This window comes from Bradyrhizobium guangdongense (assembly GCF_004114975.1).
Taxonomy (GTDB): Bacteria; Pseudomonadota; Alphaproteobacteria; order Rhizobiales; family Xanthobacteraceae; genus Bradyrhizobium; species Bradyrhizobium guangdongense.
This window is the reverse complement of record NZ_CP030051.1, coordinates 725,758-750,649: the sequence shown is the minus strand read 5'-3', so window position 1 is coordinate 750,649 and position 24,892 is coordinate 725,758. Positions and strand designations below refer to the sequence as shown.

Below are 24,892 nucleotides of genomic sequence, written 5' to 3'. Positions count from 1 at the left end.
CCTGCCGCCGAACTCTCTCTAATTCTGAGCCATGAACTTTCGTGCGGCCGCCAGATCTTCCCGCGAGGAGTCGCCATCCCGTGCCATGTCGACCACCTTCGCATAGTACTGGCGTGCCTTCACGGCATCCCCTGCTTTCTCGGCGGCGTGAGCCGCGCCGATCATCGCGCCGAACCGGTTGGGCTCCTTGCGCATCGTGCTTTCGAACGCGACCAATGCCTCCGTCGCCATGCCGCGTTCGAGCAGCATGGTCCCATAAAGCTCGCGTGCCGGAGCAAGCGGTCCAGGCGTGACGATGGATTTCTCGGTCTTGTCTTCGGCATCGGCCGCAAGGCGCATCGCTTCCAACGCGTCCGCCGGTTTCCCCCAGGCGTTGAGCTGCCAGGCTGTGGCGACCTGCCGCTGGATCTCGACGATTTCGGCCCAATAGGCGTCCTTGTCCTGCTGCAGCTTGTCCCGCAACTCCGCCAGCTTGGCGATGTCCGCCGTCGCTGCGTCGGCATTGCCGGAGCGCGCGGCGCCGAGGGCGCGGGCGAAGTAGGTGATCGCATCGACATAGGCAAACCGGCTCGGCTCGACCTTCAGTGCGGCAGCCCTCGGCCAATCACCTCGCTCGACCATGTAGCGCGCTTGGCTCGCCGCTATCGCGTAGGGGCCGGCGCGAACGGCCGGCGCATAGCCCGTGGTCGCAAGCATGTCCGCGATGACGTCGCGGGCTCGGCTGTCCTGTGCAAGCTGGAGCAGGGCGTAGACCATGTAGTCGTCGGCGTGGAGCTGCTCGCTAGGGTCCTTGCCCTCCTTGGCAGCCTTGGCGGAACGGCTATTGGCATCGATGGATTCGTTCCAGTAGCCGACGCGCGTGAAGATGTGTGACGGCATGTGCAAGGCGTGCGGCGCCGCTGGCGCGATCTCGGAATAGCGCTTGGCAGCGTCGAGGCCTTGCTCCGCTATCGCCGGATAGTCATAGAGGTGGATCAGGTAATGCGCGACGCCGGGGTGCCGCGGCTGCCGCTTGAAGATCGGCTCCAGGATGGCCGCGCCCTTGAGCTGGTTAGCATACGTCTTATCGTTTGGTGAGGCCGTGACATTCAGGGTGATGGCGTAGGCGATCTGCGCCTCGTCATCATTGGGATAGCGCTCCGCGACGGCCTCGGTTGCCTTGAGATAGGCCTGTGCCCGCTGGCCAAACGTCGTCTTCTCGTCCCCCGAGTAGAAGGCCAGCAGTGCGTCGACATAGTCTCGTTCGCGGTCGCTCTTGGCGCCGAGTGCCTTGGCTTTTTGCAGCGCGGCGAGGCCCTCGGCGAGATTTTCCTTCGGTGCGGGAAAATGAGGATTGTAGAGCAGGCTCAGTGCAATGCCCCAAAAGGCGATCGCGCATTCCGGATCGGCTTGCAACGTCTCCTTGAAAATCTCCTTCGCAGGCCGGTACCAGAACGAGTGCTGGTAGCGCATGCCGCGATCAAAGCGGCGTTGCGCGACCTCGTTGCAAGTGGTCTGGAAGTGCACCTTGCCAAACTGCTCGTCGGTCGCATCCTGTGCGCGGGCGCAGGCCGTGGCGCAGATCGAAGCAAGAGTGGCGAGGAGAAGAGAGACGCTTTTTAAAGCGAGCGCGCGCATGGGCCCCTCCGTTTTCGGTTAGAAGCAAATGGATTCAGAAGGCGCCAAAGAAAGGCCTTAGCGCCGAAATTTATCGTGCTGAAAATTCGCTTTGGAAAGGATTTGCCCATTTGCGGCAGGTGTCAATAGGAGGGAATGATGTGGTTAGGGAAGAACGCCTGTCAGAATTCATCCTTCTGCAAGCGGAATATCCGGAGGGGAAGCGGTCGCATGCAATGCCGCTAAAATGCAAAACCGATGGCGCGATGTAAGAAGGTTGTAGTGAGGGCTTTTGTCCTCAGGCGAAGGAGGAAAGTCGAGCTCAGCATGGCAGCAATTGAGGCGACACCGGACGTGCGGAGAACGCGGTCAGATCGACGCGAATGACCCGGAGCGGACGTCGACCGTGGGCGAGCCTCATATGCAGCCCATCGAACGACTCTCCACGTTGCCGCAGTCACTCGGGCAGTTCATGAAGCTGGCGGTATCGGCGAGATGCGAGCTGGAAATTCCATTTCTGTCGCTAAGTGCGACAGCTTGTCCGGGTTTTTGACGATGTAGATCGCGGTGATCCCGTCCTCGCGGATGTCGAGCGCAGTCGTCTGCAGAACGCCGCGTCCATCGAGGCTAACGTAGCCTGGCAGGCCGTCGATGGTGACGACACGAAGCAGCTTCGGCGGTACGACGTATTTGCGTCGCTGCCTAGCAAATAGGCGCAGGGCCCGCTCGACCCCCCGAATGACATTGCGGAAAGCAAGGACTTTGCCGCCGCCATCGGTATGGATCTCGACATTCCTTGCCAGCAGCGCCGAAAGCGCCGCCACGTCCCCGTCGCGTGCTGCGGCGAAGAAAGCACGGGTGATCCGATCCGCATCCGCGGGTTCGACATCAAAGCGGGGACGTGCGGTCTGCACGTGCTTGCGGGCGCGCGCCGCGAGCTGACGAACAGCTGCCGGCTGGCGGCCGAGCGTGATGGCCACTTCGGTCAGCGGCACGTCAAAGACGTCGTGGAGAAGGAAAGCGGCCCGCTCAAGAGGCGACAGGCGCTCAAGGGCCAGCATCAACGTGACCGTGACGTCGTCGGCGACCGTCTCGTTCGGCTCCACGGAACCGACGAGAGGATCTGGCAGCCAGGGTCCGACGTAGGTTTCCCGGCGCGCCCGCGCGGAGCGGCGTCGGTCGAGGCACAGGCGTGTGACAATGCGGGTCAGATAGCCGGGAGGCGAATCGACGCCACCCTCCACCCCGACCCACCGTAGCCATGCGTCCTGAACGACGTCCTCCGCCTCGGTGAGCGAGCCCATCATCCGATAGGCCAAGCGTGTCAGGCGCCTGCGCTCCGCTTCGAACTCGGTGGTCCGCTGATCGTCCATCGCCTCCATCCGCCCAGTTTCCTCGCAGATCATATCCGCTGTCACCGTCGCTCGCGCATCCCGAACCCGAGAATAAGACGATCGGACCTGCGTGGATGTGACATCGGCCGCTTTGAATGGAACCGCCGAGTGTCATGTCACACCCTGACCGCTTGGCCCGTCATCGCTCCGAGCGTCGAATCTCCGGCGTTCCGAACAACGAGGCACGTCATGAGCGAGAACAAGCGGCTGGTCTGGAACGAAGTGGCACCCCACGGTGCAAAGGCGCTCTTCAGCATCCACCACTACATCACCACGGGTACCGACCTGCCCCACGAACTGATCCACCTCGTCTTCCTGCGGGTTTCGCAGATCAACGGCTGTGCGCACTGCATTGACCTGCACACCCGGGACCTCTTGGCCACGATGTCATTTGAAAAAGTCGCCCTCGTTCCGGTCTGGGCCGAGGTGCCCCACCTGTTTCCCGACAAGTACCGGGCTGCCCTCGCGTGGGCGGAGGAAGTTACGCTCGTCAGCGAGACGCACGCCTCCGACGAGGCCTATGCGGCCGCAAGCGCGGCTTTCGCTCCAAAGGATCTCGTGGACCTCACGATCACGATTGCGGCCATGAACGCGTTCAACCGGTTGGGGGCGCCCTTTCGGCTCCCGGTCAAGGCCAAGGCCTGATCCGCTTCTTCGCATCGATTCGGAATGGCCCAAGGGCCGTTCCGAAGCGGAGCCGCGGGTGCCGGCCTATGAACCGGAGCGGAAGTTGCGCCCGGAGAGCTGTAGCGCCGCGCGCCTCAGGTCTCTCGCTCAGAGCTTTACCGAGATGAAGGCTTCTTCCGGAATCGCAAGCCTAGGCATTGCGCCGACTACAATGCCAGCTATTGGCCCGTGGGTGACCTCAGCCCACCGCGCGGCAATGTCGGCTTCCGAGAGATGACCCGACCGAGGGCATGCTGGCTGCTGAGGGCAGCCTTTGACCCTGAGCAGACTTTTGGACCGTTCTCATTCCGTATAGAAGTCGCCGTTTGTTCCCATTTGAGTATCCTTGGTTATTTTTAGGAACGTCAAAGGAGGTTTAGCGTCTGGCTCTATTCGAGAGGACCGCCGCCATGCCAGAGCATCACATCGAAACCCCGCTCTTTTGCCCTAAGTGCCGGAAGAGGACGCGGCTTCTCGAACGGCTTTGGAGCACAAAGACGGGAAACTACGTGTACGTGTACAAATGCCAATGCGGGGAGCTAATCTGGGAGGATTGATGACCGACAAGAAACCACCCAAGAAGCCCCGCGCAAGTCAAAAGCCGTCTCTGAACTTCCTCCGAATGAGTGGACACCTGTAGTAGGCTCGTTGAGCCTGGAGGTGTTGAATGGAACGTGCACGTCGGTCGTTTACTGAAGAGTACAAGCGCGAGGCGGCGGGGTTGGTGGTGTCGAGCGGCCGCTCGATCGGGTCGGTAGCCAAGGAGCTCGGTCTGCGCGACTCAGTGCTGCGGCGCTGGGTCGATAAGCTCCGGCGCGAGCCGGCATCGGCGGCGTGGCGCCCCACCACGCAGGCGACGCCGATGTCGGCGGACCAGGCTTCGGAACTCGCCGTGTTGCGCCAGGAGAACGAGCGGCTGCGGATGGAACGCGACATTTTAAAAAAGTCGATCGCGATCTTTGCCGGAACCCGAACATGAGCTTTCGCTTCATCGAGGACCATCGCAACACCTATCCGGTGCGGCTGATGTGCGCCGTGCTCGAGGTCTCGCCGGCCGGCTACTACGCTTGGCGCGACCACCCCGTGAGCGAGCGGGCAAAATCCCATGCCGCGCTGCTGGCCGAGATACGGCAGGTCCATCAGGACAGCAGCGGCCGCTACGGCAGTCCCCGCGTCCATGCCGCTCTGCGCAGGCAGGGACGCAGCGCCAGCCGCGGCCGGATCGAGCGGACGATGCGCCGGCATGGCATCCGCGCCATCACCGCAAAGCCACGCCGTGTGCGCACCACCGACAGCCGTCACGACCTGCCGATCGCACCGAACCTGGTCGCGCGCGACTTCACGGCGGAAGCCCCGAACCGGGTCTGGCTCGGCGACATCACCTACATCCCGACCGCCGAGGGGTGGCTTTATCTGGCCGCCGTCATGGATCTGTTCAGTCGGAAGATCGTCGGCTGGGCCATGCGCGATCACATGCAGGTCGAGCTCGCCTCCGCAGCCCTGACGATGGCAATCCGGGAGCGGCGGCCGCAGGCCGGATTGATCTGTCACACCGACCGGGGTGTGCAATACGCTTCGCACGCTTATCGCAGCACCCTTATGGAGGCCGGCATGACGGCATCAATGAGCCGCAGGGCCGATTGCTACGACAACGCCCCGATGGAAAGCTTCTTCCATACCCTGAAGACCGAGCTCGTCCATCATCGCAACTACAAGACCCGCACTGAGGCCCAGCGCGATATCTTCAGCTTCATCGAAGGATTCTATAACCGGACAAGGCTCCATTCCGCACTCGGATATATCCCCCCGATCGAGATGGAGCTAAAAGCCGCTTAACCCGTCCACTTTATCGGGGGAAGATCACTCCCATCGACGAACTGCGCCAGATGGTCGAAGAGGACATCGAGTAGCAGCGGAAGTTCGTCCAAGAACTAAAGCGCAAGCTGAACTAAGGCTGCTTCAGTTGGCGGCCTCAATCATTCAGCCGACGTTGACTTTCGCTTGTGGCCCGATGGCGAAGTGCGTTTTAGTTCAGGTATTGTTAGCGCATCGGGGGCATACCGGAAGTGACGCGGCGCTGCTCAAACCGGCGCTTCTGACCCGTGGCTGACTTCCGCCCACAGAGCTGCGATTTCCGCTTCCAAAGAATGACCGCATCAGGGACATCCGGCTGCCATGGACGGCCCTTGACCCTTTCAGACATCAGACAAAGTGGGCTCTATGGACGCGACTGGAGTACATAGAACTTCGAGCTAGGCCGTGTACCCATAAACCCGGCGCCATGATGTAACTAAAACAATGTCTCCTTTGCCCCTACAGCGACCGACTTCGGGCGGCAGCGCAATATGTCGCGATAAGCCCCAAGCGGAAGTCGCCGTTGGGAGACCGCCAACTGAGGGGGCATCACTCGTCCCATATCAGCTTGCGTAAGTCACGGTGCCTTTGGCCATGTTGGGGAGCGTAAAGGAAGCGCTCGTCTCTCTCAGTCACCGACGCCTCGGCAACCTCGGCCATGATGCAGATGATCTAACCGGGCCGATCTTGGCTGGTTGCTAAGCTCTCATGGCGGGACAAGCAGCCCAACCAACGGGGCGCGAACTTCACTTTCCTTCCGATTTCACAATTTCTGCAAGGCTTTCGAGCTGGTGCCCCAATGCTGTCCAGCTTCGTGAAATGCTCAAAAGAACCGCAGAGCGCCTTGCTGAATTTTTCGAATCGGCTCCTCGGATTTTAAAATCAGCGGCATACGCTCTGCATTGTTCAATGGATGGCATTTGCGCTCCCGCATGTATGTAAATCTCGCCAAATAGGCGGCTTTACTGCTGCACCATTCAGTCTGAAACGTGAAGCCGGCTTCCAATGGGCCAGGAGGCTTAACGTTCCACCGCCTCTCACGAGAGCTTATGATCCTCCTCTTCCCAACCCAGCCGCCAGAGGTTGTGGCCTCCAGAGTAAGGTGGGAAAGGATTTTCGTCGATACGTATACCGCCGCGTCGGGCCTCTTGGCCAAGGTGGTAAGCGAGCCGCCGAGAGACCCGGAGTTTTCCCATGCCTAAACCTTTCTCGGTTTTGAAGACCGCTACTCCTCCGTAAATGTGGCAGTCTCGCTGACCTTCTGAGGGAGTAGTGGACGGTACCCTTTGAGCAGGACAGTCGGATCGGACTCCGCCAGAACCTTTTTTGCAAACTGTACGACCTCTCGCGCGCGCTCGATGAGTTCGCGATCGAACTCGCTGGGTCGATAAATCTGCATTTGGGCGGTTGGTCGGGGCGCTTGAGGCATAGGACCAAAGCCATCAGGTCACCAACTAACGCAAATATTCAACGAGGTTTCCACAATTCCCGGCGAAAAGCGAAGCGATCCTCTTGTTGGCGGCGGTCGTTTTCGCAAGCTGCCAACATCTCTCGGCGCTGCCGGATGATTTCCCTACTATGAGCAATCGCTCGATCGGCGGCATCAAACAGATCTTGAAGTTCCCGGCCATACTGCTCGGTCATCATGGCGCTCCCTGGCTCGCAGGCGGGAGCACAATGATCTCTCAGCCACCGACGCCTACGGGCAGAGCCGAAGCCGGTGATGGGGACACAATAGCTGCGTCAATGGTTGGTTGCAAAGCTCCTGGTTTGGGACTTGGACAGGTCTACTCTCTTAAGGATTTGCATTGGCAAGACGGGCGATAAAATGGGGTTCTGAGCAAGATTGCCGTGAAGGTCTGCTGCGGCCAGAAGCTGCCATCGGCAGCTCTGTCACTGACGGAGAAAGAGGTACGCATGCCTACTGGACGCGCGCGATCTGAAAAGAGTACTTCGCCTCCAAGACCGGACCATTTTTGTCGCGAACGACGATCATCAGATCGCGAGCACGCGGGTTGCCGTTGGTCGCCCGCACCTCGTCTCTCAGCATATCGGCAAGAGCGTAAGCCGCCTCGTTTTGAATCTCATCTAGAGAGGAAAGCTCCGTTCCCTCTTCGTCGGGAGCTAACCCTTCGGCGCTAAGCAGATCGAAAAAATATAGCGGCATTCGGCGCGCTCCGATTTCGAGGCGGGAGCGCAAACATCTCTCAGCCATCGACGCCTGCGGGTCGCGTGCCGATGATGGTTGTTAACTAGCACAGCTTTGCCGTTGTTCCTACTCCGGGGGCCTCAGTCCGGGCGACCGGAGCCATTCGCTCAAGTGCGAGCCCGTCTCTGCTTGACGCGCTCTTCTCAGCAAGGTGTCCCTGAGAGCACCTGGGGGGAGCAGCTTGGCTTCTTCCCGCAGGCGCTTGGCCTCGACAGATAGGCGTTCTTCGAGAGAGAAGATCTGTTTAACGCGGCGACGCTTCGGCATAGGCAAAATCCAACGCTTATTAGCGAGAAAGCAACCGGCGTTCTCATAACAGAAGTCCTACGATCGAAGATAATGACCCGAAGCGGGCACTGGTTCAGTATCTTTTGATACGTGCAAAACAATATTGCACATGAAACCCGGAAAAATTCTCAAGTTACTCAAGAGGCGCTGATTGCTCAGTTGGAGCAATTTGCACCTGACGCACAGAGAACGCGGGCCGAACAATGCCGAAGTCAGTTGGCGCGTCGGTGTCTGCTATGGGTCGATTTTGTTGAAAAAGGCGGTGTTGCGACTCAAGGATAGCAGTGATTCAGTCTGTCTAATTGGCAGGACTGAAGATCATGATGGGGCATCAGCAAGTCGAACAGGCTGCGTTGTTCTATGAGTTCTCGCTGGAGAAGCATATTCCCTCCGACCATCTCTTGAGATCGGTCGACAGGTTTGTCGATCTGCAAGAGATCAGGCAAGACTTGGCGCCTTTCTACAGCCGCATCGGCCGGCCTTCGATCGATCCCGAACTGATGATCCGGATGCTCCTGATCGGCTACTGCTTCGGCATCCGGTCAGAGCGGCGCCTGTGCGATGAGGTTCACTGTAGCGCGGCAATCTGGGTGGGAAGTGCGCGGCAAACAGGATGGCGAGGCAGTGTCGCGGCCTGATGATGATTGCCGCGATGATTGTCGCGCGCAAGAGTTTTGTTGAACTCTGATTGTCGCGCAGCGTCAATCAGCGACGGTTTTGGGTGTCGCGTGCGATGGTGGCCGTCCTGGACCGCGTTTTCGTTCGAGGGCGGTCCGTCTGCGATAGCTCTCGACGTTCATCTCGACGATGGTGGCGTGGTGAACGAGGCGATCGATAGCGGCGAGGGTCATGGCGGGATCCGGGAAGACCCTGTTCCATTCGCCGAATGGCTGATTGGCGGTGATCAGCATCGAGCGGCGCTCGTAGCGAGCGCTGATGAGTTCGAACAGCACGCTGGTCTCGGCCTGATCCTTGGTGACGTAAGCGAGATCATCTAGGATCAGGAGATCGAAGCGATCGAGACGATTGATGGCCGCCTCGAGGTTGAGCTCGCGTCGCGCCAGCTGGAGCTTCTGCACGAGATCGGTGGTCCGGGTGAAGAGGACGCGCCATCCGTTCTCGATGAGGGCCAGGCCGATCGCTGCCGCCAAGTGGCTCTTTCCGCCGCCGGGCGGGCCGAACAACAGCAAATTGGCGCCCTTGCCCAGCCAGCTGTCACCGGCGGCGAGCGCCATCACCTGCGCCTTTGAGATCATCGGCACGGCTTCGAAGTCGAAGCTGTCGAAGGTCTTTCCGGCGGGCAAACGTGCTTCGACAAGGTGTCGTTCGATCCGACGGCGGCCGCGTTCGGCGATCTCGTGCTCGGCGATGGTCGCGAGGAAGCGGCCGGCCGGCCAGCCTTCCTTGTCGGACTGTTCGGCAAATTGAGCCCACAGCACCTTGATGGCAGGCAGCCGGAGTTCATTGAGCAACAGATTGAGGCGCGCGGCATCAACCGTGTTCGTTACGCTCATGCGGCACCTCCGGTCTCGGCGGTACCGATGAGGCATTCGTAGGTCGCAAGCGGCACGAGCTGCACCACGACGTTCGGCAGGTTGGCGGGATCGGGGGCGAAGTGAGCACGTAGCCGGTTGAGGTCGGGCAGTCGGCCGGCGTCGAGGTCGGCGGTGAGCTGATCGGCGAGTTCGGCCTCGCAGCCGCGGTCATGAGCGAGCGCGAGGAGGTCGACCATGATCCGGCAGGCTTTTTTGTCCGGCAAGCGTTCGCGCAGGCGATCGAAGGTCTTCCGATAGGCATCGCGCGGGAACAGCCGATCTCGATAGACCAGATTGAGAAGCGCCATCGGCTTGCGCCGCAGGGAATGGATCACGTGCCGATAATCGACGACCTGGTCGTACTTGCCATTGGGATGCGGCCGCCCACGCGGCAGGGTGACGAGATGGGTGCCGCCGACGAACACGTCGAGACGATCGTCGTAAAGGCGCACCCGCAGCCGGTGACCGATCAGGCGCGATGGCACTGTGTAGAACACCTTGCGCAGGGTGAAGCCGCCGGACGATGTCACGCGGACGATCACCTCTTCGTAGTCGGAGGTGCGCCGATCGGGCAGCTCCTGCAACACCACGCGCTCGCTATCGATCCGCTTGGCGTTGCGGGCATTGCGGCGGCTGACGATCTCGTCGATGAAGCCGCGATAGGTGGCAAGATCGTCGAAGTCGACAGTTCCGCGCAGCAGCAAGGCATCCGCGATTGCTCGCTTGAGATGACCGTGGGGCCCTTCGATCGAACCATTCTCGTGAGCAACGCCTCGATTGTTCCGGGAAGGCCGCATGCCGTAGTGGTCACAAAGGGCCTCGTATCGCTGCGTCAGATCGTCCCGTGCATCGCGATCGAGATTGCAGAATGCGGCCGACAGACTGTCGGTCCGATGCTCCCGCGGCGCCCCACCGAGCGACCAGAGGGCATTCTGCAGGCCTTCCGCCAGGGCAACGAAGCTCTCGCCGCCAAGCACGACGTGGGCGTGCTCGAACCCGCAATAGGCCAAACGGAAGTGATAGAGACGATGATCCAACGGAGCACCCGCGATCGTAACACCCAGTTCGTCCATGTCTGTGAAGTCGGAGAGGCCGAGTTGGCCAGGCTCGTGGGTTTGGCGGAAGATCACCTCCTGCTCCTCGCCGTGGACCGCCCGCCATGCACGGATCCGACGTTCCAGGGTACGACGGATACCGCTGCCGAGATCCGGATGACGCCGTAGCATCTCCTCGAACACCGCCACCGGGCGTAAGCCAGGTGCCGCCTTCAGGATCGGGACGATCTCGGTCTCGAACACGTTGCTCAACGGGTCCGGTCGTCGCCGGCCGCGGGGAGCCTTCCTTTGCGATGGAAATCGGGGGTCTCTCTCGATCCGATAGGCGGTCGACGCACTGAATGACGCCTTGGCCGCCGCCACTGGCGGGCTATCGGTCTGACGGTACTTCATGTAGAGCCTCATCTGGTGATCTGTGATGTGTCGGCCGGGCAAGCGAGTGATTCCTCTTGGCGGAAGAACCACTTGCATAACCCCGCCGGCCGCGATCACCAGTCGGCGCGGTCCTCCTCGGGATCGCGCCGACGCTGGGCCCGTAACTCCGGTCGGGCTACGCCCTCCCTACGTCACGGGCCCAGCGAAACTCTCTCACCTTGATTGACGCTGCCTTCCATCCTGATTGCCGCGCGACAGTTCACCTCAATTTGGCCTACCGGTGGTTCTGCCGGCTTGGTCTGGAAGGGGCGGTGCCGGATCATTCGACATTCTCCAAGAACAGGCATGGCCGCTTCCGGCAGAGCAATCTCTTCCGTCGCGTGTTCGAGAGCGTGTTGCGCCGCTGCATCGAGGAGCGACTGGTCGGTGGTGAAGGATTTGCAGTCGATGCGAGCCTCATCAAGGCCGATGCCAACCGGCAGAAGGGAATCGAAGGCGATAAGGGACTTCCGCCGGATGCTGCTGGCCGAGCAATCGATGAGTATCTGGCTGTCCTGGATGATGCCGCGTTCGGAGCCGCGACCGAGGTTACCCCGAAGTTCGTATCGCCCTCTGATCCGGCGGCGCGCTGGACGGGGGCGCACGGCGGCCAAGCCTTTTTCGCCTATTCGACGAACTACCTGGTCGACATTGAGAACGCGATCATCGTCGATGTTGAGGCAACGACGGCAATCCGGCAGGCCGAGGTATTGGCCGCTAAGCGCATGATTGAGCGCTCGCTGGAGCGGTTTGATCTCTATCCGAGCCGGCTCCTCGGTGACAGCGGCTATGGCTCGGCTGAGATGCTGGCTTGGCTGGTCTATGAGCACGGCATCGAGCCGCACGTTACAGTCTTCGACAAGTCGGCACGCACAGACGGTATCTTCTCGCGCGACGACTTCACCTATGACCATGCTGGCGACATCTATCGTTGCCCTGGTGGCAAAGTTCTTACCACGACCGGAACGTTGGTGAATGACGGTGCCACCATGCTCTACCTCGCCAGCAAGCGCGATTGTGATCGATGCGCATTGAAGGGTCAGTGTTGCCCCAAGCAGGCATCACGGAGGGTGCCGCGCTCGATCTACGAAGGCGCTCGCGACATGGCGCGCCAGATCGCGAGATCGTGGGAGGGAGGCACCTCGCGCCGGCTCCGCAAGAAAATCGAAATGTTGTTCGCCCACCTGAAGCGCATTCTCAAGCTCGACCGATTGCGTTTACGAGGCCCCAACGGCGCGCGCGACGAGTTCATCCTCGCGGCAACCGCCCAGAACCTTCGAAAGATGGCCAAGCTGATCCCGATGCCCACCCCGAGGCTCGCATAGGGTCGATAGGGCAGTTCGGCCTCGTCGCAACGAAGCTATTACAATGAAATACTGCCGCCCTTTTTCAACGGAATCGGCCCATTTTCGACGCATCTGGCAGAGATTGAGGGCTGTTGATGTCCGCTCTGTCCGTAAGCGCCATACCAGGAGCAAGCCAGGATCGTTGCGTTTGGCCCGACTACCGTGATTCAAACTCCTGAACTGGAGGTCGAATCATGCGCTACGAACTCACGGACCATGAATGGACCGCCATCAAGCCGATGCTACCGAACAAGCCGCGTGGCGTTCGTCGGGTGAACGACAGACGGGTCCTGAATGGCATCTTCTGGGTCCTCCGATCAGGAGCACCTTGGCGTGATCTGCCGACGGCGTTTGGCCCATACACCACTTGCTACAACCGGTTCGTTAGGTGGCGGCGGGCCGGTGTTTGGGGCCGCATCATAGAAGCGCTCGCCACTGCCCATGATGCCGCTGTCCAGATGATCGACACCTCCATTGTCCGCGTGCATCAGCATGGAGCCTGCATCACAAGAAACCAGCGCCAGTCGATGGGAAGGTCACGCGGCGGCTTGACGAGCAAAATCCATGCGGTGGTCGATGGCAATGGCTTGCCGGTACGGCTGGCGCTGAGCCCGGGTGAGGCCCATGACGTTCGACTCGCCGGAAAACTGCTGTCTCGTCTGAAAGCAGGCTCGATGCTGCTTGCCGACCGTGGCTATGATGCGGACTGGATCAGGGAGATGGCTATGAAGAAGGGCGCGTGGGCCAACATCCCGCCGAAGAGCAATCGTAGCGATCCGATCTGCTTCAGCCCCCACCTCTATCGTGCTCGCAACCAGGTCGAGCGGTTCTTCAACAGGATCAAACAATGTCGTCGGGTGGCGACGCGCTACGATAGGCTCGCCGCCAACTACCTCGCATTCGTTCAACTCGCATCAATAAGGCTATGGCTGCGCCTTAATGAGTCCGCGTCCTAAATCGCGTACCGCTGTGATCAATGCTGCGTTGAGCGAAGTGCTCCGATCAGTCGCGCAGCCGTGCCTGGCTTAACTCCAGGCGGAGTTGTACGCCAGAAGGCTTCCAAACAATATCGACTTTTCCGCCGAGCTGCCCTTCGACCGCAGACTTAATGAGCCTGCTGCCGAAACCGGTCGATGTCGGCTTGGCAATCGCAGCAGAGGAATTGCGCTCGCTCCACGTCAGAACCAGATCTTTTCCAGCAAGTTCCCAGCCGATCATCACCTTCCCGTCTGCACGACCCAGTGCGCCATACTTGGTAGCGTTCGTGGCAAGCTCATGCAGGATGAGCGCCATAGCGGAGGCTGATTTCTCGCCCAGCAGGATTTCCGGTCCGGCCAAGCTCACTTTGCCATGTTGCGCGTCACTCAAATGCGGTGCCAATATCTGTTCAGCAAGATGGATGAGCAACACCGAATGCGCCGGCATCGAATCTGCTGCGCCGATCCGGACGAGGTCATGTGCCCGCGATAGCGCTTGCAAACGTGCTTTAAGCGCGGAGCTCATTTCAGCCGTCGTATTGCTCGATCGGCCCGTCATGTACACCATGGCCTCGAAGAGCTGGAAGAGGTTCTTCACCCGATGATTCAGCTCTTGCATCAGCAGCTGCCGGGCCTCCTCGGCCATTTTCAAATCATGCAGGTCAGTGCACGTGCCGTACCAGCGGATGATTTCGCCCGCCTCGTTGCGGACGCACTGTGCACGTCCGATCACCCAGCGATATTCACCCGAGCGGTGCCGCAGCCGATACTCGATATGATAGGGGGTGCCCGTAGCCAAGCTGTGGCGCCACAATTTCCAGGCTCGCTCCTGGTCGTCGGGGTGAAACATTCCGTTCCAGGCCTCACCATCGGTTGAACCTTTGGGCATCCCCGTATATTCGTACCAGCGGTCGTTGTAATAATCATGATAGCCGTCAGGCAGCGTCGACCAGATCATCTGGTCGATGGAGTTAACGATGGCCTGGTAACGTTCCTCGCTTTCGCGAAGAGCAGCCACCGCCCGGATCGTGTCCGTCACATCGGTCGCTTGCACGAAAATGCCGTACCGGTCGCCCGCGCCGTCGCTTATCGGCTGATAGACGAAGTCGAGATGCCGCTGCTCGCGAATTCCACTTCGATCCAGGACGACCGGAATGGCGCGCCCGGCGTAAGGCTCTCCGCTCTTGTAGACGGTGTCGAGTAGCTCGATGAAACCTTGCGACGCCACCTCGGGCAGGGCCTGGTCGACCGACTTGCCGAGGATGTCGTTACGGCCCACCAACTGCAAGTAAGCGGGGTTTGCGATTTCAAAGACATGGCGTGGCCCCCGCAGAACGGCCGTCGCGCCTGGCGCCTGTTCAAACATCAGGGAGAGACGCGCAATCTCCTGCTGGGAGCTACGCCGCGCCAGGACAATTTGAGTTGTCTCGTTGCCTTGATTGAAGATGCCCGCAACCTCGCCGTCTTCGCCGCGGATCGGGCTGATGCTGTAGTTCCAGTAGGTCTCCTGCTGGACGCCGCCACGCACCATTGGCAGCATTTCGTCATAGGTAGAAAAGCCCTCACCCGTGGCCATCACGTTCTCGAACTGCGGGCCGACGACGTGCCAGATGTCGGACCAGACTTCCTTGGCGGGGCGGCCGAGAGCCCAGGGATGGCGCTCGCCCGGGATGACAGACCACGCGTCATTATAAAGGAGCCTGAAGTCCGGCCCCCAATAGATCGCCGTTGGAAAGCTCGAATACAGGCAAATGGACAGTGCCGAACGAAGCGATTGCGGCCACGAATCCGGAGGCCCGAGTGAATTTGACCTCCAGTCGAACAGGCGGATGCGCTCTCCCATCCGTCCTCCCCCGTTCAGGAATGTCAGCATCTCGTCACGCATCGAATGCCCGTCTCAGCCCTCCGGGAGCAACTTATCCAGCATTTCGGCGGACGGATACCCCCTGGCATGTCCTTACAGAGCGAACTGATGGGCCGGCTCTGTCCCGTCCAAAATATTTGCTGATCTCTCTCGATCTAGACCGCCCCCGGGAAGCTCTGCAAGTGGGCAAGAAGTTGGCAGAGCGAAGCCGAGAGACTGTGACGGTTCGGGACCATACCGGTGTGATCATAGGCGTCTTCACCCGGACGCGCATTGACTAAAGACGCCCCCGGGTTGGCGGCCCTCTTCATTTCAACCCAAGTTGGATTTCCGCTGTTGGCCCCTAGCTGACCTTCACGGCCATGCCGACTGGAGGCCACTTTTGACCCACAGCGGACTCCACCTCATCGCCTTTCAGGCGGGCGCTCATTGGTGTTCAAGACAATCAAGAAGCGAAAACAAAATGATGAAGAAAAAGGCCCGACCGCAAATGCGGCCAGGCCAGTTTACTGGATATGAGAAAGCTGCGGTCAGTACCGTCCGGCAGAGGGCCCGCCGAACTTGTAATTCACGCGAACCGTGACGAGGTCGACATCCTGACGAATGCGATCCGCACCGAATGCAACGCCCGCGGGGGTTGTGAAGGTAAGGGTGCGATCCTGCATGAACAGATGATCGTATTCGACACCAGCCGACCAGCCGGGGGCAAAGCCGTATTCAAAGCCTACGCCGACGGTACCGCCCCAACGGGTGTCATCGCCGGTGCTGGCAAGCAAGGCGCCAGTCGCAGTCGAGTAGATCCGGTTTCGATTGTCGGTCACAGCAGCACCGCCCTTGACGTAGAACAGGACGTTGTTGGTGGCCCAGCCGAGCTGACCCGTGAACAGACCGAACGCATTGATCCGCGATTCGTTACGGAAGCCCGGTCCGAAGAGCGTGCTCAAGTTGCTGCCTCGCAGGTCAGCCCAGTCGCCCTGCGCTTCGAGGCCGAACACCCATGTTCCAGTCTGCCAGCGATAGCCGATCTGACCACCCGCAACGCCGCCCGTTGCGTCGTGCGAACCTTCGGGGCCCACCAGGAACGGGGCAACCGAATCCCAGCTGTTGCGACTTGAGCCCCAACCGCCGTTGGCGCCGATGTAGAAGCCGCTCCAGTCGTAGATCGCGGCGACCATTGGAGGTGCCTTCGTGTAGGGACGCGCAGCCAGATCTGCCGCGCTGGCCGGAGGCGATAGACCGAGCGCCAATGCCCCGGCCGTTGTCATCAGAAGTCTTCTCACTAAAGTGTCTCCCCGAAAAAGAGTTGAAAGCACGACACGCGTACCCCCACTGCCGAGCACACCTTAACCTTTCCCTCGCTCGTTGCTGTAGCCGGCTTGCAACACTCTGCCGCGATAATTCCAAATAGCTCATATCAATTAGACACTTAAGTTCCACAAGGCTTAGCATTTCTTATAGGGTGGCGAACGTCTTCAAGGCCGGCAGACTCTTTTGCTTCTGGCCAGTCACTGACGACGTGAAGCGCGGCTTCAACGGCACGGGGTCCGTTACAATTTTCGGATGTAGACCCAACCGGACCTCGACGGACTGCGACAGGGAGTCCTGCGAATTGTGGGCAACAGGCCACCTTCGGAGGCGCTACCTGCCAGCGACCAGCTCGCGATATCGTTCTTCGTATTCCTTCGCCATTCGGCTCGCGACGAAGCGCTCCTCGAAGCGGGCGCGGACCCTTCGTCGGTCCAAGCGGATGACCTTCTCGACTGCTTCGATCGCCTCCTGCTCGCCGTCCACGATGAATCCGGTGACGCCGTCCTCCACGACCTCCGGCACCGATCCGGAGCGATAGGCGATCACCGGCGTCCCGCATGCCATCGCCTCGATCATCACCAGGCCGAAGGGCTCGGGCCAATCGATCGGAAACAGCAAGGCGGAGGCGCCGGCGAGGAACGGCTGCTTCCGCAGTTCGTCCACCTCGCCGATGAGCTGGACCGTCTCTCCATCGATCTCGGGTTCGAGCTTCTTCTTGAAGTAGGCCGTTTCGGCCCGGGGTATCTTGGCGGCGATCCGGAGCGGCATCTGAACCGCCCGCGCGATGCGTATCGCTGCTTCAGGCCCCTTCTCCGCCGTCAGCCGCCCGAGGAAGGCCAGGTACGATCCGGCTTCGTAGGAGGGACGAAACAGATCCTTGGGCAGCCCGTGCGGAATCGTCGCGATCCAATTCGCGTCCGGGAGCGGACGCCGCTGGTTGTCCGAGATCGAGACAAAAGGAGCCTTCGGGAAAGTGCCGATCACATCGGGCAGCCCCGGAAGGTCGAGCCGCCCGTGCATGGTCGTCAGAAACGGCACTCCAGTGCGGCCCAGGACCGGCAGAGGCAACCAATCCACATGAGAATGAATCACGTCGAAATCGCGCGCGCGCTCGCCGATGGCCTCGATCAAGAGCGCGCAGGCGGCGTTCGGATCGACGCCTTTCCGCCCCAGGCGTAGCGCGCGCGGCCACACGGCATGGAGCTTGGCTTTCGTGCTCGAGTCGCCGCTCGCAAACAGCGTCACGTCGTGCCCGCGATCGACGAGCTCGTCTACCAGCCAGGCGATCACCCGCTCGGTGCCTCCGTACAGCTTCGGAGGGACGCTCTCGGCCAACGGGGCAAGCTGGGCGATCCGCATCGAGCTAGGCTCCGAACACGATGCGCAAGCCGATCACGATGATCGCGGAGATCAGAAACGAAATCGCGAGCAGCGTCCAACCGGGCCTTGTGCTTCCGATGGCTGCGCGTGCCAATAGCATTTTCATGCACGTCAACATTCGTCTCTGGGAAGCCGGTGCAGGTAAGCGATCCCGAAGCTGGCGAGCTCTCCGGTATCACCCTGGCGCTCTTCCCATCTCCTGTGCAGATGGCGCTCCAGCAAACAGCGTCGGCTGTCGCGAGCGCCGACGTCGGGGCGCCGAGCGCGGTACACGTTCCAGGGGGTCTCCGAGGCGTTCTTCAAGACGACATCGTCAACCATTTCTGCGCTCCCGGCGACCGATCCGATCGCTGGCAACTCGACACAGTCGGCAAAGTTTCCAGTTTTTCCCGAGCGCGTGCCTCAACGCACAAGCGGGCGTTCAGCAAGCTTTTGCGCGGGCCCGCTCGCGTGCCGCACGACGGCGCTGCAGGCGCTGGCTTCGGCCGGAGCGCCTGGCGGCGAGAGGTGTGGACGCCGCTGGACTTGAAGCCGGCGGCTCCACGGCGGGCGCAGCGCTCTCCGTCGTTGTCTCGGCAGGCTTGGCTTCCATGAACCCCAGCACGGCACGGCCCTTCTCCGTGATCCGCCATCCGCCATTCAGACGCTCGACCAATCCTTGCGAGAAGATGTCGAGCTCCGGCACGCGAGCGGCAAGGCGCTTGGTCCGCTCGGCCCAGTCGCGCCCGCTCGTCGCCAGGATCGCCATGTCGCGCTTGAGATCGACCATGACGGCGAACCCGTCGGGATAGCTCACCAGGATCTTGAGCACGGTGACCTGGAAGTTCACCCCAGCCTTCCTCGACCTATCGCCACATGGTCGGAGCGTCGTGGAGGGCCGCGCGTCCGACCTGCTTCAGCTTCTCCGGCGAGCTGTCGCCGTTCGTCGCCGCTTCCAGAATCCTCGAAGCAACATGGGTGCGCGCCGCGGTTTCGTGGCGCGAGACGTCTTCGCAGACCTCGTCGGATACGGCGCGCAAGAGCGCGGTCGTGGCCGGATCGAACATGGAAACCCCCAACGCAGGAAGAGTTAGCTTACCGCGGAATAGCTTTGCGACGAATTCAACAAAGTTAACCGCCCCGCCCCAAGCATGAACGGCCCCCACGTGCGAGCAGCCCACCCGGCTGCAAAGCTGCTCCTTCGGTCCCCTTCTTTGACCCTCTCCCAGGCTTTCCGCTCACCACGATCCGCCGGCAGTCGCATCGGCGCGCTCGAAGGCGAGACGGCGGTCGGGTGTCCGCTTCCGCAGCATTGCCGACCGCTTCGGATGCGTGAGGACCGCCGCAACGTGGGCCGGCTCTTCCTTCTGGGCCTCGCCGGATGGTGCGGCAGGCATGGCGGCCATGGCTTCTCGCACTTCCCGCGGCAGCTCTTCCGGGATCGGATCGGCCTGCGCGATCATCGGTACCTCGGCGCGCTGGCTGGTGTCGAAGACGATTTTCTCCGGAAGGCTCCTCGCCGATTTTATCCGGATGATGGTCCTGTCGGGGTCGGCCACGGCGGCGGCTTCTACCGGAGCGGGCAGGTACCGATCCGCAGCGAAGAGCAACGCCAGCAGGAACCCGCCGACGAAGACGAAATAACGAATGATCGGCATGGATGGCCGCTCGGAAATGGGAAATCAAGGTATCGGCGGATGGGAGGCGGGCCGCTGCGATCAGCGACCCGCTAGAATGCTCAGTCGATCTCCTGGACGACCGTCCGGGTCGACGGATCGACCAGCATCACGCGCTCGCCCGAGTAGACATAGCGGTACTTCCTGAGCGAAGGACCCCAATCGGCGGGCACCGCCTCGAGCTCGACCTCGCGCGGGACGGGCTGGCCGACCACGATCTTCTGCTGCACCGGACGAACCTTGTGCTCGGTGACGTAGGTGCGGATCTTGGTGCGGTATTCCGGCTCGATCTGCACGGCGGCCGAGTGACCGGTGCCGGTGGTTGTGACGACCGTCGACTGCGCCATCGCGCCCGTCGAAATCAGCGCCGCCAGCGCGGTCGTCAGTAGCAGCTTGTGCATCTTGTTCTCCTCGCCGCCATATGCGGCATGCGAGAACCCGCGAATGATGGCAAGGTTCCGGGCGACGGCAGCATAATTGCCAGATTTTCCTGAGAATCGGAGCGGGGCGCCGAGTCGCGCAGCGCGCGGGAAGTTGCCCGATCAAGGATTGGCCCGAGCCCGAGCGACGCTCGCCAAGCATTCGGTGTGTGTTAGGGCTTCTGCAACACCGTCGAAAGCGACGAGCGGTCGTTCAGGATCGAGAAGACCTCCCGCGAGGACAGATGCGCGATGGCCTCCTCGAACGTCTCGCTCACATCCGCCTTGGCACGGCCGATCGCCAGGTTGACGTCGACCGTATCGGGCCGGGCGGCGCGAGGAGGCGGCAGCTGAGCGATGTGAAAGGCCAGCAGCTCGGGGGCTTCGCGAAGCTCCACGAGAGCGGGTTTGATGCCGACCTCCGCCGCCGCACTCAATTCGTTGGCTCGCCGCAGGATTGACGGCGGTTCCCGGTCTTCAGGGGTGGCGAACAGTTTTCCGGGTGCGGGCCTGGCCGTCAGCGCACCGATGGGCACCGCGAACAGCAGCCCGACGATGACCGGCGACATCCACAGCGAAAGCGGGAGCGAAACGGCGTAGGCGCTCGCGGCCATGGCAACACCGCACAAGGTCGGGACGCCGTATTTCCGATACAGCTCCCGGCGCTCAACCGTCCCGTCGTCCCGCCTTTGCGTCTGCCAGCCGGCATCGCGGCCGGCCAGGATCTCGATCACCGCGATAGACTGAAAGATCATCATCACGGGCGCCATCAACGCGGAGACGACGATCTCCGCGAGAACTCCGGCCGAGGTGCGCAACGCGCCGCCGAATTGGCGCCTCACCTGGCCCCGCGTCCAAACGAGGACGAGGCTGAGTAGCTTCGGCAACAGCAGCAGTCCCATCGTGGCGACGAACACCCAAATGGCGAGCACGGGATCCTGGGCCGGCCAGGTCGGAAAGAGGGAGAAGCCCTTGGGAAAATACTCCGGGCGCACGAAGCGGGCCTGCAGCGAGATCAGCATCCCCAGCAGCAGGAATAGCAGCCACAGCGGCGCCGTTAGATAGGCCCCGATCCCCACCATAAAATGCAGGCGCGATACCCAGTGGAGACCGCGAGCGGGCACCACGGCGAGATGCTGAAGATTGCCCTGACACCAGCGCCGGTCGCGCGCCGCGAAATCGAGCAGCGATGGCGGGACCTCTTCGTAGCTTCCTCCGAGCGTAGGCAGCATGTAGATGCCCCAGCCGGCCCGCCGCATCAGCGCGGCCTCGACAAAATCGTGGCTGAGGATGTGCCCGCCGAACGGCTTGGGCCCACGAAGTTGTGGCAGCGCCGCCGCTTCCGCGAATGCCTTCACGCGGATGATCGCGTTGTGGCCCCAGTAGTTGCTTTCCGAGCCGTGCCACCAGGCCACGCCGGCGGCGATCATCGGCCCGTACAGCCGGCCTGCGAATTGCTGGACGCGGCTGAACAAACTTCGCGCGTTGACGACCGTCGGGAGCGTTTGGAAGAGCCCCGCGGTCGGATTGGCCTCGATGGCATGGACCAACCGGACGATGGTCTGTCCGCTCATGAGACTATCGGCGTCGAGCACGATCATGAAGTCGTAGACGGCGCCGAACCGCGTGATCCACTCGGAGATGTTGCCGGCTTTCCGCGCCGTGTTGTCGGCGCGGTGGCGATAGTACAGTCGCGGCGTCCCCACCGCCTGCCGTAGCGCGAGCAACGCTTTCTCCTCGGCGACCCAGATGTCCGGATCGGTGCTGTCGCTCAGAACGTACCAGTCGAACAGCTCGCCGTGCGAGGTCGCCTCCAAGGATTCGATGATCGCGCGAAGCCGCGCCGTCAATCGGTGCGGGTCCTCGTTGTAGGTGGGAAGCAGCATGGCGGTGCGACTTGCGATCGAAGGTAGCTCCGCATCTACCGCGGCCGGACGATGGGTCAGCAGCACGAAGAAGCCGGCGAGCGCGGACGCGAACGAGAAAGCCACCCAGGCGAGCAGAACGAGGAACAGCGCCAGCACCATGGCTTCGAGGACTGTGACGCCGCCGACCTCCAGCACGCGATACATCTCGTAGCCGCCTGCGCTCGTGAGCGCCGTGGTCGCGAAAAGGATGAGGCCGCGTCGCCAAGCCATCGCGGAGCCCACCGCTGCAGGAACACGGTCGGGGACCCGGCCCTTCCCGAGGTCGCCAGGAGCCATCGGAAGCGGCGTCTCGCGAGGCAGCAAGCGCTCCGTCACGATATCGCCGGCGACCGGCCGCGTCGCCGTGGTCAGGGGGCCCATCGGTAGACCCAGACTTCCGACAAGGGCTTGTCGCCCTCGGTCAGAAATGCGCGCAGCTCGATCGGCTCGCCTTTCACCTCGCACTGGAAGCTGAGCCGCCAGCCACCGGTGTAGGGATTGGGCTGCGTGACGATGTTCTTCACTTCGGACTTCTCCGCCGTCACCACGCCTTTCACGCCCGCGGGATCGATGCCCTTCAGGTTCTCACCGACCAGATCGAGGACGAAGAGGCGGGCATCCTCGCCCCGCGCCCCTATTCCGCTTCGCGTGAAGCGCGCCAGCGAATGCGGCTTCGGGCTATCCGGGCCCCAGTGCAGCCGATAGGTGTAGTTGTGTTCGCCCTTGGCCTGCAGGGGGTTCTTCGGCCGCCAGAACGCGGCAATGTTGTCGTGAACCTCCTCCTTGGTCGGGATCTCGAATAGCGTGACCCCGCCCTCGCCCCAATCGCCGATGGGCTCCATCCAGAGACTTGGGCGTTTTTCGAAGCTGGACTCGATGTCCTGGTAGGCGAAGAAGTTTCGCTCCCGTTGCATCAAGCCGAAGCCGCGGGGATTGAGATCCTGAAAGGTGCTGATCTGCAGATCGCGCGGATTGCTGAGCGGGCGCCAAAGGCTTTCGCCCTTGCCGTTGAAGATCGCCAGGCCGTCGGAATCGTGGACCGACGGACGGAAGTCGTCGATGTCGTTGCGGTCGTTCGGGCCGTAGAAGAACATGCTGGTCATGGGCGCGAGACCGGCGCGCTGCATTTCGACGCGCGGATAGACCGACATTTCAACGTCGAACACCGTGGTTTCGCCCGGCCGGACGGTGAAGCGGTAGCTTGCCGCGCAGCTTTTGCTGTCGAGGAGAGCTTGGATGACCATCGAGGTTGCACCCGACGCCGGCCGCTCGAGCCAGAAGGCCTTGAAGAGCGGAAACTCCTCGCCCTTGGCTTCGCCGGTATCGATCGAGAGTCCGCGGGCGGAGAGCCCGTACGTCTGCCCCTTGGCCACAGCGCGGAAATAACTCGCGCCCAGGAATACGCAGACCTCGTCGTAATAGTCGGGACGGTTTATGGGCGCATGGATGCGGAAGCCTGCGAACCCGAGATCCGTCTCCTCGAACGCCGGGACCTTCTCTCCGAAAGAAAAGTCCGCCTTGCGGTACTTGATCTCGGCGACCTTTCCATCCGCGACCTCGAAGATATTCACCCTGTTCTTGTAAAAGAAGCCACGATGGAAGAACTGCGCTTCGAACGGAAGATTCTTGCCACGCCAAAGGGCCCGCTCAGGCAAAAAGCGGATCGAACGGTACTGGTCGTAGTCCAGGTCTTTCAACCCGGCCGGCAGCTTCTCGTCGGGCGCCTCGAACGGCTTGCTTGCGATCGCACGGGCAAGATCCCTCACCGTCGACGGGCCAAAGGTCTCGTCCGACGCAGCGGCGAAGCCGCTGCGCGAGGCGAGTAGCATCGCCGGCAGTAACGCCGACCCTTGAACAAGCTGGCGTCGGTTCACGTGTACTCCTCGCTACTGCTGCCGCGGCCAAGCAACGATCACCATGGCCCGTGGGTTCCACGGCCCGCGTATAGTCCCAGAGGTACATACTTCCAGCATCATTGGCCGAGGCTCTGCCCGTAGGCGTCGGTGGCTGAGAGACCGATTGCGCTCCCGCCCGCACCAAGTGGAGCACAACCATGCCTATTGCGCGCTTGCTCGCGGACATCACCATTGCGCCAGAATAGCGGAACGCTCTCGAGTTGGCCTTCAAGGCCGCTCTCCGAAAACTCGAACTCGTCGATCGCGAGGGCCCTTGTGCGCTGTCGTCGCAAGGAAGATGCTCGAACTTCATCAGCGCGGTGTGACCGATGCTGCCGCACTCTCCGATCTGACCATTCGAGAAATCGGTAGGCAGCGGTTCAACTCAGCGTCGGCTCGCTACGCGAATGCCCGGCGAGTACCTAACTCCCTTCGGAGCGTAGCTCTCGTCGCTTCGCGCAGGTGATCGGCCAAGGACCCACTTACGTCTGGAGAGCACCTTCCTTCTATCGTGACGACCGACCTGTACCCTGTTGCGGGCGGCCCTGACACCCTTCGCGGTATAGGTGCCGCAGCGATTAACTTGCCGCCTGCTCGGCGGCGCGGCGGGCCCGTCGTCCGGTCGTCTTCACACGCTCGTTCGCCGTTTTTTCCGCTTTGGCGCGCGATTCGCATTTCTCCCGCAGGTCTTCGATCTCTTCGTCCGTGAGATGCTCGATACCGACAAGGGAGTTTCGCGCCGTCCCGACGCGGATCAATTCGTCAAGCTTGACCTGCATGGCTGCGCTGTCGCGGTTCTGGGAATTCTGAATGAGGAAGACCATCAGGAAGGTGACGATGGTGGTGCCGGTGTTGATGACCAACTGCCACGTGTCCGAATAGCCGAACAACGGACCGGTGACTGCCCAGATGATGACCACCAGGGCCGCGAGCACGAAGGTCGACGCGCGCCCCGCAGCCTGCGAGGTGCGGGTAGCAAACTCGCCGAAGAAGCGGGCGGTGCCGCCTTCCGTTTTCTTCCGCCTATCACGCATGAGATCCTCCGATTTTGAGAGAACGGGCGAAGAGGTTCGCGGGTTCCCCGTAAGGCGCATCGACCACTAGCCTCAGTCGAAAGTATGAACGTCCGC

20 protein-coding genes and 2 pseudogenes are annotated in these 24,892 nt (G+C 61.6%); 5 read left to right on the top strand and 17 right to left on the bottom strand.

Annotation, left to right across the window (positions count from 1 at the left end; all coding sequences use genetic code 11):
- Positions 1-18 precede the first annotated feature (18 nt).
- Together X265_RS03490 and sigJ are read right to left on the bottom strand one after the other, a co-directional pair.
- Positions 19-1,617, bottom strand: a complete 1,599-nt coding sequence (locus X265_RS03490) for a tetratricopeptide repeat protein (RefSeq protein WP_028141952.1) — start codon at positions 1,615-1,617, stop codon at positions 19-21.
- Between the two features lie 449 nt (positions 1,618-2,066).
- Positions 2,067-2,969, bottom strand: a complete 903-nt coding sequence (gene sigJ / locus X265_RS03485; RefSeq protein ID WP_244659518.1) for an RNA polymerase sigma factor SigJ — start codon at positions 2,967-2,969, stop codon at positions 2,067-2,069.
- Positions 2,970-3,179: 210 nt separating this feature from the next.
- On the opposite strand from sigJ, the gene X265_RS03480 reads away from it, so the two are divergent.
- Together X265_RS03480 and X265_RS03475 are read left to right on the top strand one after the other, a co-directional pair.
- Entirely contained in the window at positions 3,180-3,635 is a 456-nt protein-coding gene (locus tag X265_RS03480; protein ID WP_028141951.1) for a carboxymuconolactone decarboxylase family protein, read from the top strand.
- A gap of 688 nt (positions 3,636-4,323) precedes the next feature.
- Positions 4,324-5,492 (top strand): IS3 family transposase gene (locus X265_RS03475; RefSeq protein WP_128963646.1). Its coding sequence is split into 2 segments (ribosomal slippage): positions 4,324-4,612 and positions 4,612-5,492, totalling 1,170 coding nucleotides; the frame shifts between segments, so codons are not numbered across the junction.
- A gap of 1,485 nt (positions 5,493-6,977) precedes the next feature.
- On the opposite strand, the gene X265_RS03470 is transcribed toward X265_RS03475, so the two are convergent.
- Both X265_RS03470 and X265_RS03465 read right to left on the bottom strand, forming a co-directional pair.
- Positions 6,978-7,157: a hypothetical protein gene (locus tag X265_RS03470; RefSeq protein ID WP_128963645.1), complete on the bottom strand. Its 180-nt coding sequence runs from the start codon at positions 7,155-7,157 to the stop codon at positions 6,978-6,980.
- A 274-nt stretch (positions 7,158-7,431) separates the two neighbouring features.
- Positions 7,432-7,677: a DUF6894 family protein gene (locus X265_RS03465; protein ID WP_128963644.1), complete on the bottom strand. Its 246-nt coding sequence runs from the start codon at positions 7,675-7,677 to the stop codon at positions 7,432-7,434.
- 650 nt (positions 7,678-8,327) lie between these two features.
- Here X265_RS03465 and X265_RS03455 point away from each other — a divergent pair.
- Positions 8,328-8,591: pseudogene (locus X265_RS03455) on the top strand (transposase); the annotation flags it as partial.
- Positions 8,592-8,708: 117 nt separating this feature from the next.
- Here the strand turns inward: X265_RS03455 and istB are convergent.
- Together istB and istA are read right to left on the bottom strand one after the other, a co-directional pair.
- Positions 8,709-9,521, bottom strand: a complete 813-nt coding sequence (gene istB / locus X265_RS03450) for an IS21-like element helper ATPase IstB (protein ID WP_208764263.1) — start codon at positions 9,519-9,521, stop codon at positions 8,709-8,711.
- Positions 9,518-11,032 carry an IS21 family transposase gene (gene istA, locus X265_RS03445; RefSeq protein ID WP_430648578.1) on the bottom strand — a complete coding sequence of 505 codons (1,515 nt, stop codon included), beginning with the start codon at positions 11,030-11,032 and terminating at the stop codon, positions 9,518-9,520. Before istA ends, istB begins: the two co-directional genes overlap by 4 nt.
- A 197-nt stretch (positions 11,033-11,229) precedes the next feature.
- Here istA and X265_RS03440 point away from each other — a divergent pair.
- A pseudogene (locus X265_RS03440) lies at positions 11,230-12,336 on the top strand (transposase); the annotation flags it as partial.
- A gap of 215 nt (positions 12,337-12,551) precedes the next feature.
- Positions 12,552-13,313 carry an IS5 family transposase gene (locus tag X265_RS03435; protein ID WP_128963640.1) on the top strand — a complete coding sequence of 254 codons (762 nt, stop codon included), beginning with the start codon at positions 12,552-12,554 and terminating at the stop codon, positions 13,311-13,313.
- A 46-nt stretch (positions 13,314-13,359) separates the two neighbouring features.
- Here the strand turns inward: X265_RS03435 and X265_RS03430 are convergent, their stop codons facing one another.
- The 11 genes from X265_RS03430 to X265_RS03380 form a co-directional block, all read right to left on the bottom strand.
- On the bottom strand, positions 13,360-15,219 hold the full coding sequence (locus X265_RS03430; RefSeq protein WP_035709162.1) for a PAS domain-containing sensor histidine kinase: 1,860 nt from the start codon (positions 15,217-15,219) through the stop codon (positions 13,360-13,362).
- A 509-nt stretch (positions 15,220-15,728) separates the two neighbouring features.
- Positions 15,729-16,463: an outer membrane protein gene (locus tag X265_RS03425; protein WP_035703233.1), complete on the bottom strand. Its 735-nt coding sequence runs from the start codon at positions 16,461-16,463 to the stop codon at positions 15,729-15,731.
- A 373-nt stretch (positions 16,464-16,836) separates the two neighbouring features.
- A complete protein-coding gene (locus X265_RS03420) occupies positions 16,837-17,865 on the bottom strand; it encodes a glycosyltransferase family 4 protein (RefSeq protein WP_028141948.1) in 1,029 nt (342 codons plus the stop codon).
- Between the two features lie 132 nt (positions 17,866-17,997).
- Entirely contained in the window at positions 17,998-18,207 is a 210-nt protein-coding gene (locus X265_RS03415) for a hypothetical protein (protein WP_028141947.1), read from the bottom strand.
- Positions 18,208-18,307: 100 nt separating this feature from the next.
- Positions 18,308-18,715, bottom strand: coding sequence for a hypothetical protein (locus tag X265_RS03410; RefSeq protein WP_028141946.1), 408 nt, complete (start codon positions 18,713-18,715; stop codon positions 18,308-18,310).
- A gap of 16 nt (positions 18,716-18,731) precedes the next feature.
- The gene (locus X265_RS03405; RefSeq protein WP_028141945.1) at positions 18,732-18,932 is read right to left on the bottom strand and encodes a hypothetical protein; all 201 of its coding nucleotides are present in this window, start codon (positions 18,930-18,932) and stop codon (positions 18,732-18,734) included.
- 171 nt (positions 18,933-19,103) lie between these two features.
- Entirely contained in the window at positions 19,104-19,523 is a 420-nt protein-coding gene (locus tag X265_RS03400) for a hypothetical protein (RefSeq protein ID WP_050990942.1), read from the bottom strand.
- Between the two features lie 80 nt (positions 19,524-19,603).
- Positions 19,604-19,942, bottom strand: coding sequence for a DUF1236 domain-containing protein (locus tag X265_RS03395; RefSeq protein WP_128963639.1), 339 nt, complete (start codon positions 19,940-19,942; stop codon positions 19,604-19,606).
- Positions 19,943-20,133: 191 nt separating this feature from the next.
- Complete coding sequence (gene mdoH, locus X265_RS03390) at positions 20,134-22,248, bottom strand: glucans biosynthesis glucosyltransferase MdoH (protein ID WP_128963638.1); 2,115 nt, start codon at positions 22,246-22,248, stop codon at positions 20,134-20,136.
- Entirely contained in the window at positions 22,236-23,696 is a 1,461-nt protein-coding gene (locus X265_RS03385) for a glucan biosynthesis protein G (RefSeq protein ID WP_128969120.1), read from the bottom strand. The genes mdoH and X265_RS03385 overlap by 13 nt, the downstream gene beginning before the upstream one ends.
- 644 nt (positions 23,697-24,340) lie before the next feature.
- Positions 24,341-24,796, bottom strand: coding sequence for a low affinity iron permease family protein (locus tag X265_RS03380; protein ID WP_028141941.1), 456 nt, complete (start codon positions 24,794-24,796; stop codon positions 24,341-24,343).
- Positions 24,797-24,892 lie beyond the last annotated feature (96 nt).

Coding starts and splice junctions, on each gene's coding strand:
- X265_RS03490 (WP_028141952.1), bottom strand. CDS start 1,617: ATGCGCGCGCTCGCTTTAAAAAGCGTCTCTCTTCTCCTCGCCACTCTT.
- sigJ (WP_244659518.1), bottom strand. CDS start 2,969: ATGGACGATCAGCGGACCACCGAGTTCGAAGCGGAGCGCAGGCGCCTG.
- X265_RS03480 (WP_028141951.1), top strand. CDS start 3,180: ATGAGCGAGAACAAGCGGCTGGTCTGGAACGAAGTGGCACCCCACGGT.
- X265_RS03470 (WP_128963645.1), bottom strand. CDS start 7,157: ATGATGACCGAGCAGTATGGCCGGGAACTTCAAGATCTGTTTGATGCC.
- X265_RS03465 (WP_128963644.1), bottom strand. CDS start 7,677: ATGCCGCTATATTTTTTCGATCTGCTTAGCGCCGAAGGGTTAGCTCCC.
- istB (WP_208764263.1), bottom strand. CDS start 9,521: ATGAGCGTAACGAACACGGTTGATGCCGCGCGCCTCAATCTGTTGCTC.
- X265_RS03435 (WP_128963640.1), top strand. CDS start 12,552: ATGCGCTACGAACTCACGGACCATGAATGGACCGCCATCAAGCCGATG.
- X265_RS03430 (WP_035709162.1), bottom strand. CDS start 15,219: ATGCGTGACGAGATGCTGACATTCCTGAACGGGGGAGGACGGATGGGA.
- X265_RS03425 (WP_035703233.1), bottom strand. CDS start 16,463: ATGACAACGGCCGGGGCATTGGCGCTCGGTCTATCGCCTCCGGCCAGC.
- X265_RS03420 (WP_028141948.1), bottom strand. CDS start 17,865: ATGCGGATCGCCCAGCTTGCCCCGTTGGCCGAGAGCGTCCCTCCGAAG.
- X265_RS03415 (WP_028141947.1), bottom strand. CDS start 18,207: ATGGTTGACGATGTCGTCTTGAAGAACGCCTCGGAGACCCCCTGGAAC.
- X265_RS03405 (WP_028141945.1), bottom strand. CDS start 18,932: ATGTTCGATCCGGCCACGACCGCGCTCTTGCGCGCCGTATCCGACGAG.
- X265_RS03400 (WP_050990942.1), bottom strand. CDS start 19,523: ATGCCGATCATTCGTTATTTCGTCTTCGTCGGCGGGTTCCTGCTGGCG.
- X265_RS03395 (WP_128963639.1), bottom strand. CDS start 19,942: ATGCACAAGCTGCTACTGACGACCGCGCTGGCGGCGCTGATTTCGACG.
- mdoH (WP_128963638.1), bottom strand. CDS start 22,248: ATGGGCCCCCTGACCACGGCGACGCGGCCGGTCGCCGGCGATATCGTG.
- X265_RS03385 (WP_128969120.1), bottom strand. CDS start 23,696: ATGCTACTCGCCTCGCGCAGCGGCTTCGCCGCTGCGTCGGACGAGACC.
- X265_RS03380 (WP_028141941.1), bottom strand. CDS start 24,796: ATGCGTGATAGGCGGAAGAAAACGGAAGGCGGCACCGCCCGCTTCTTC.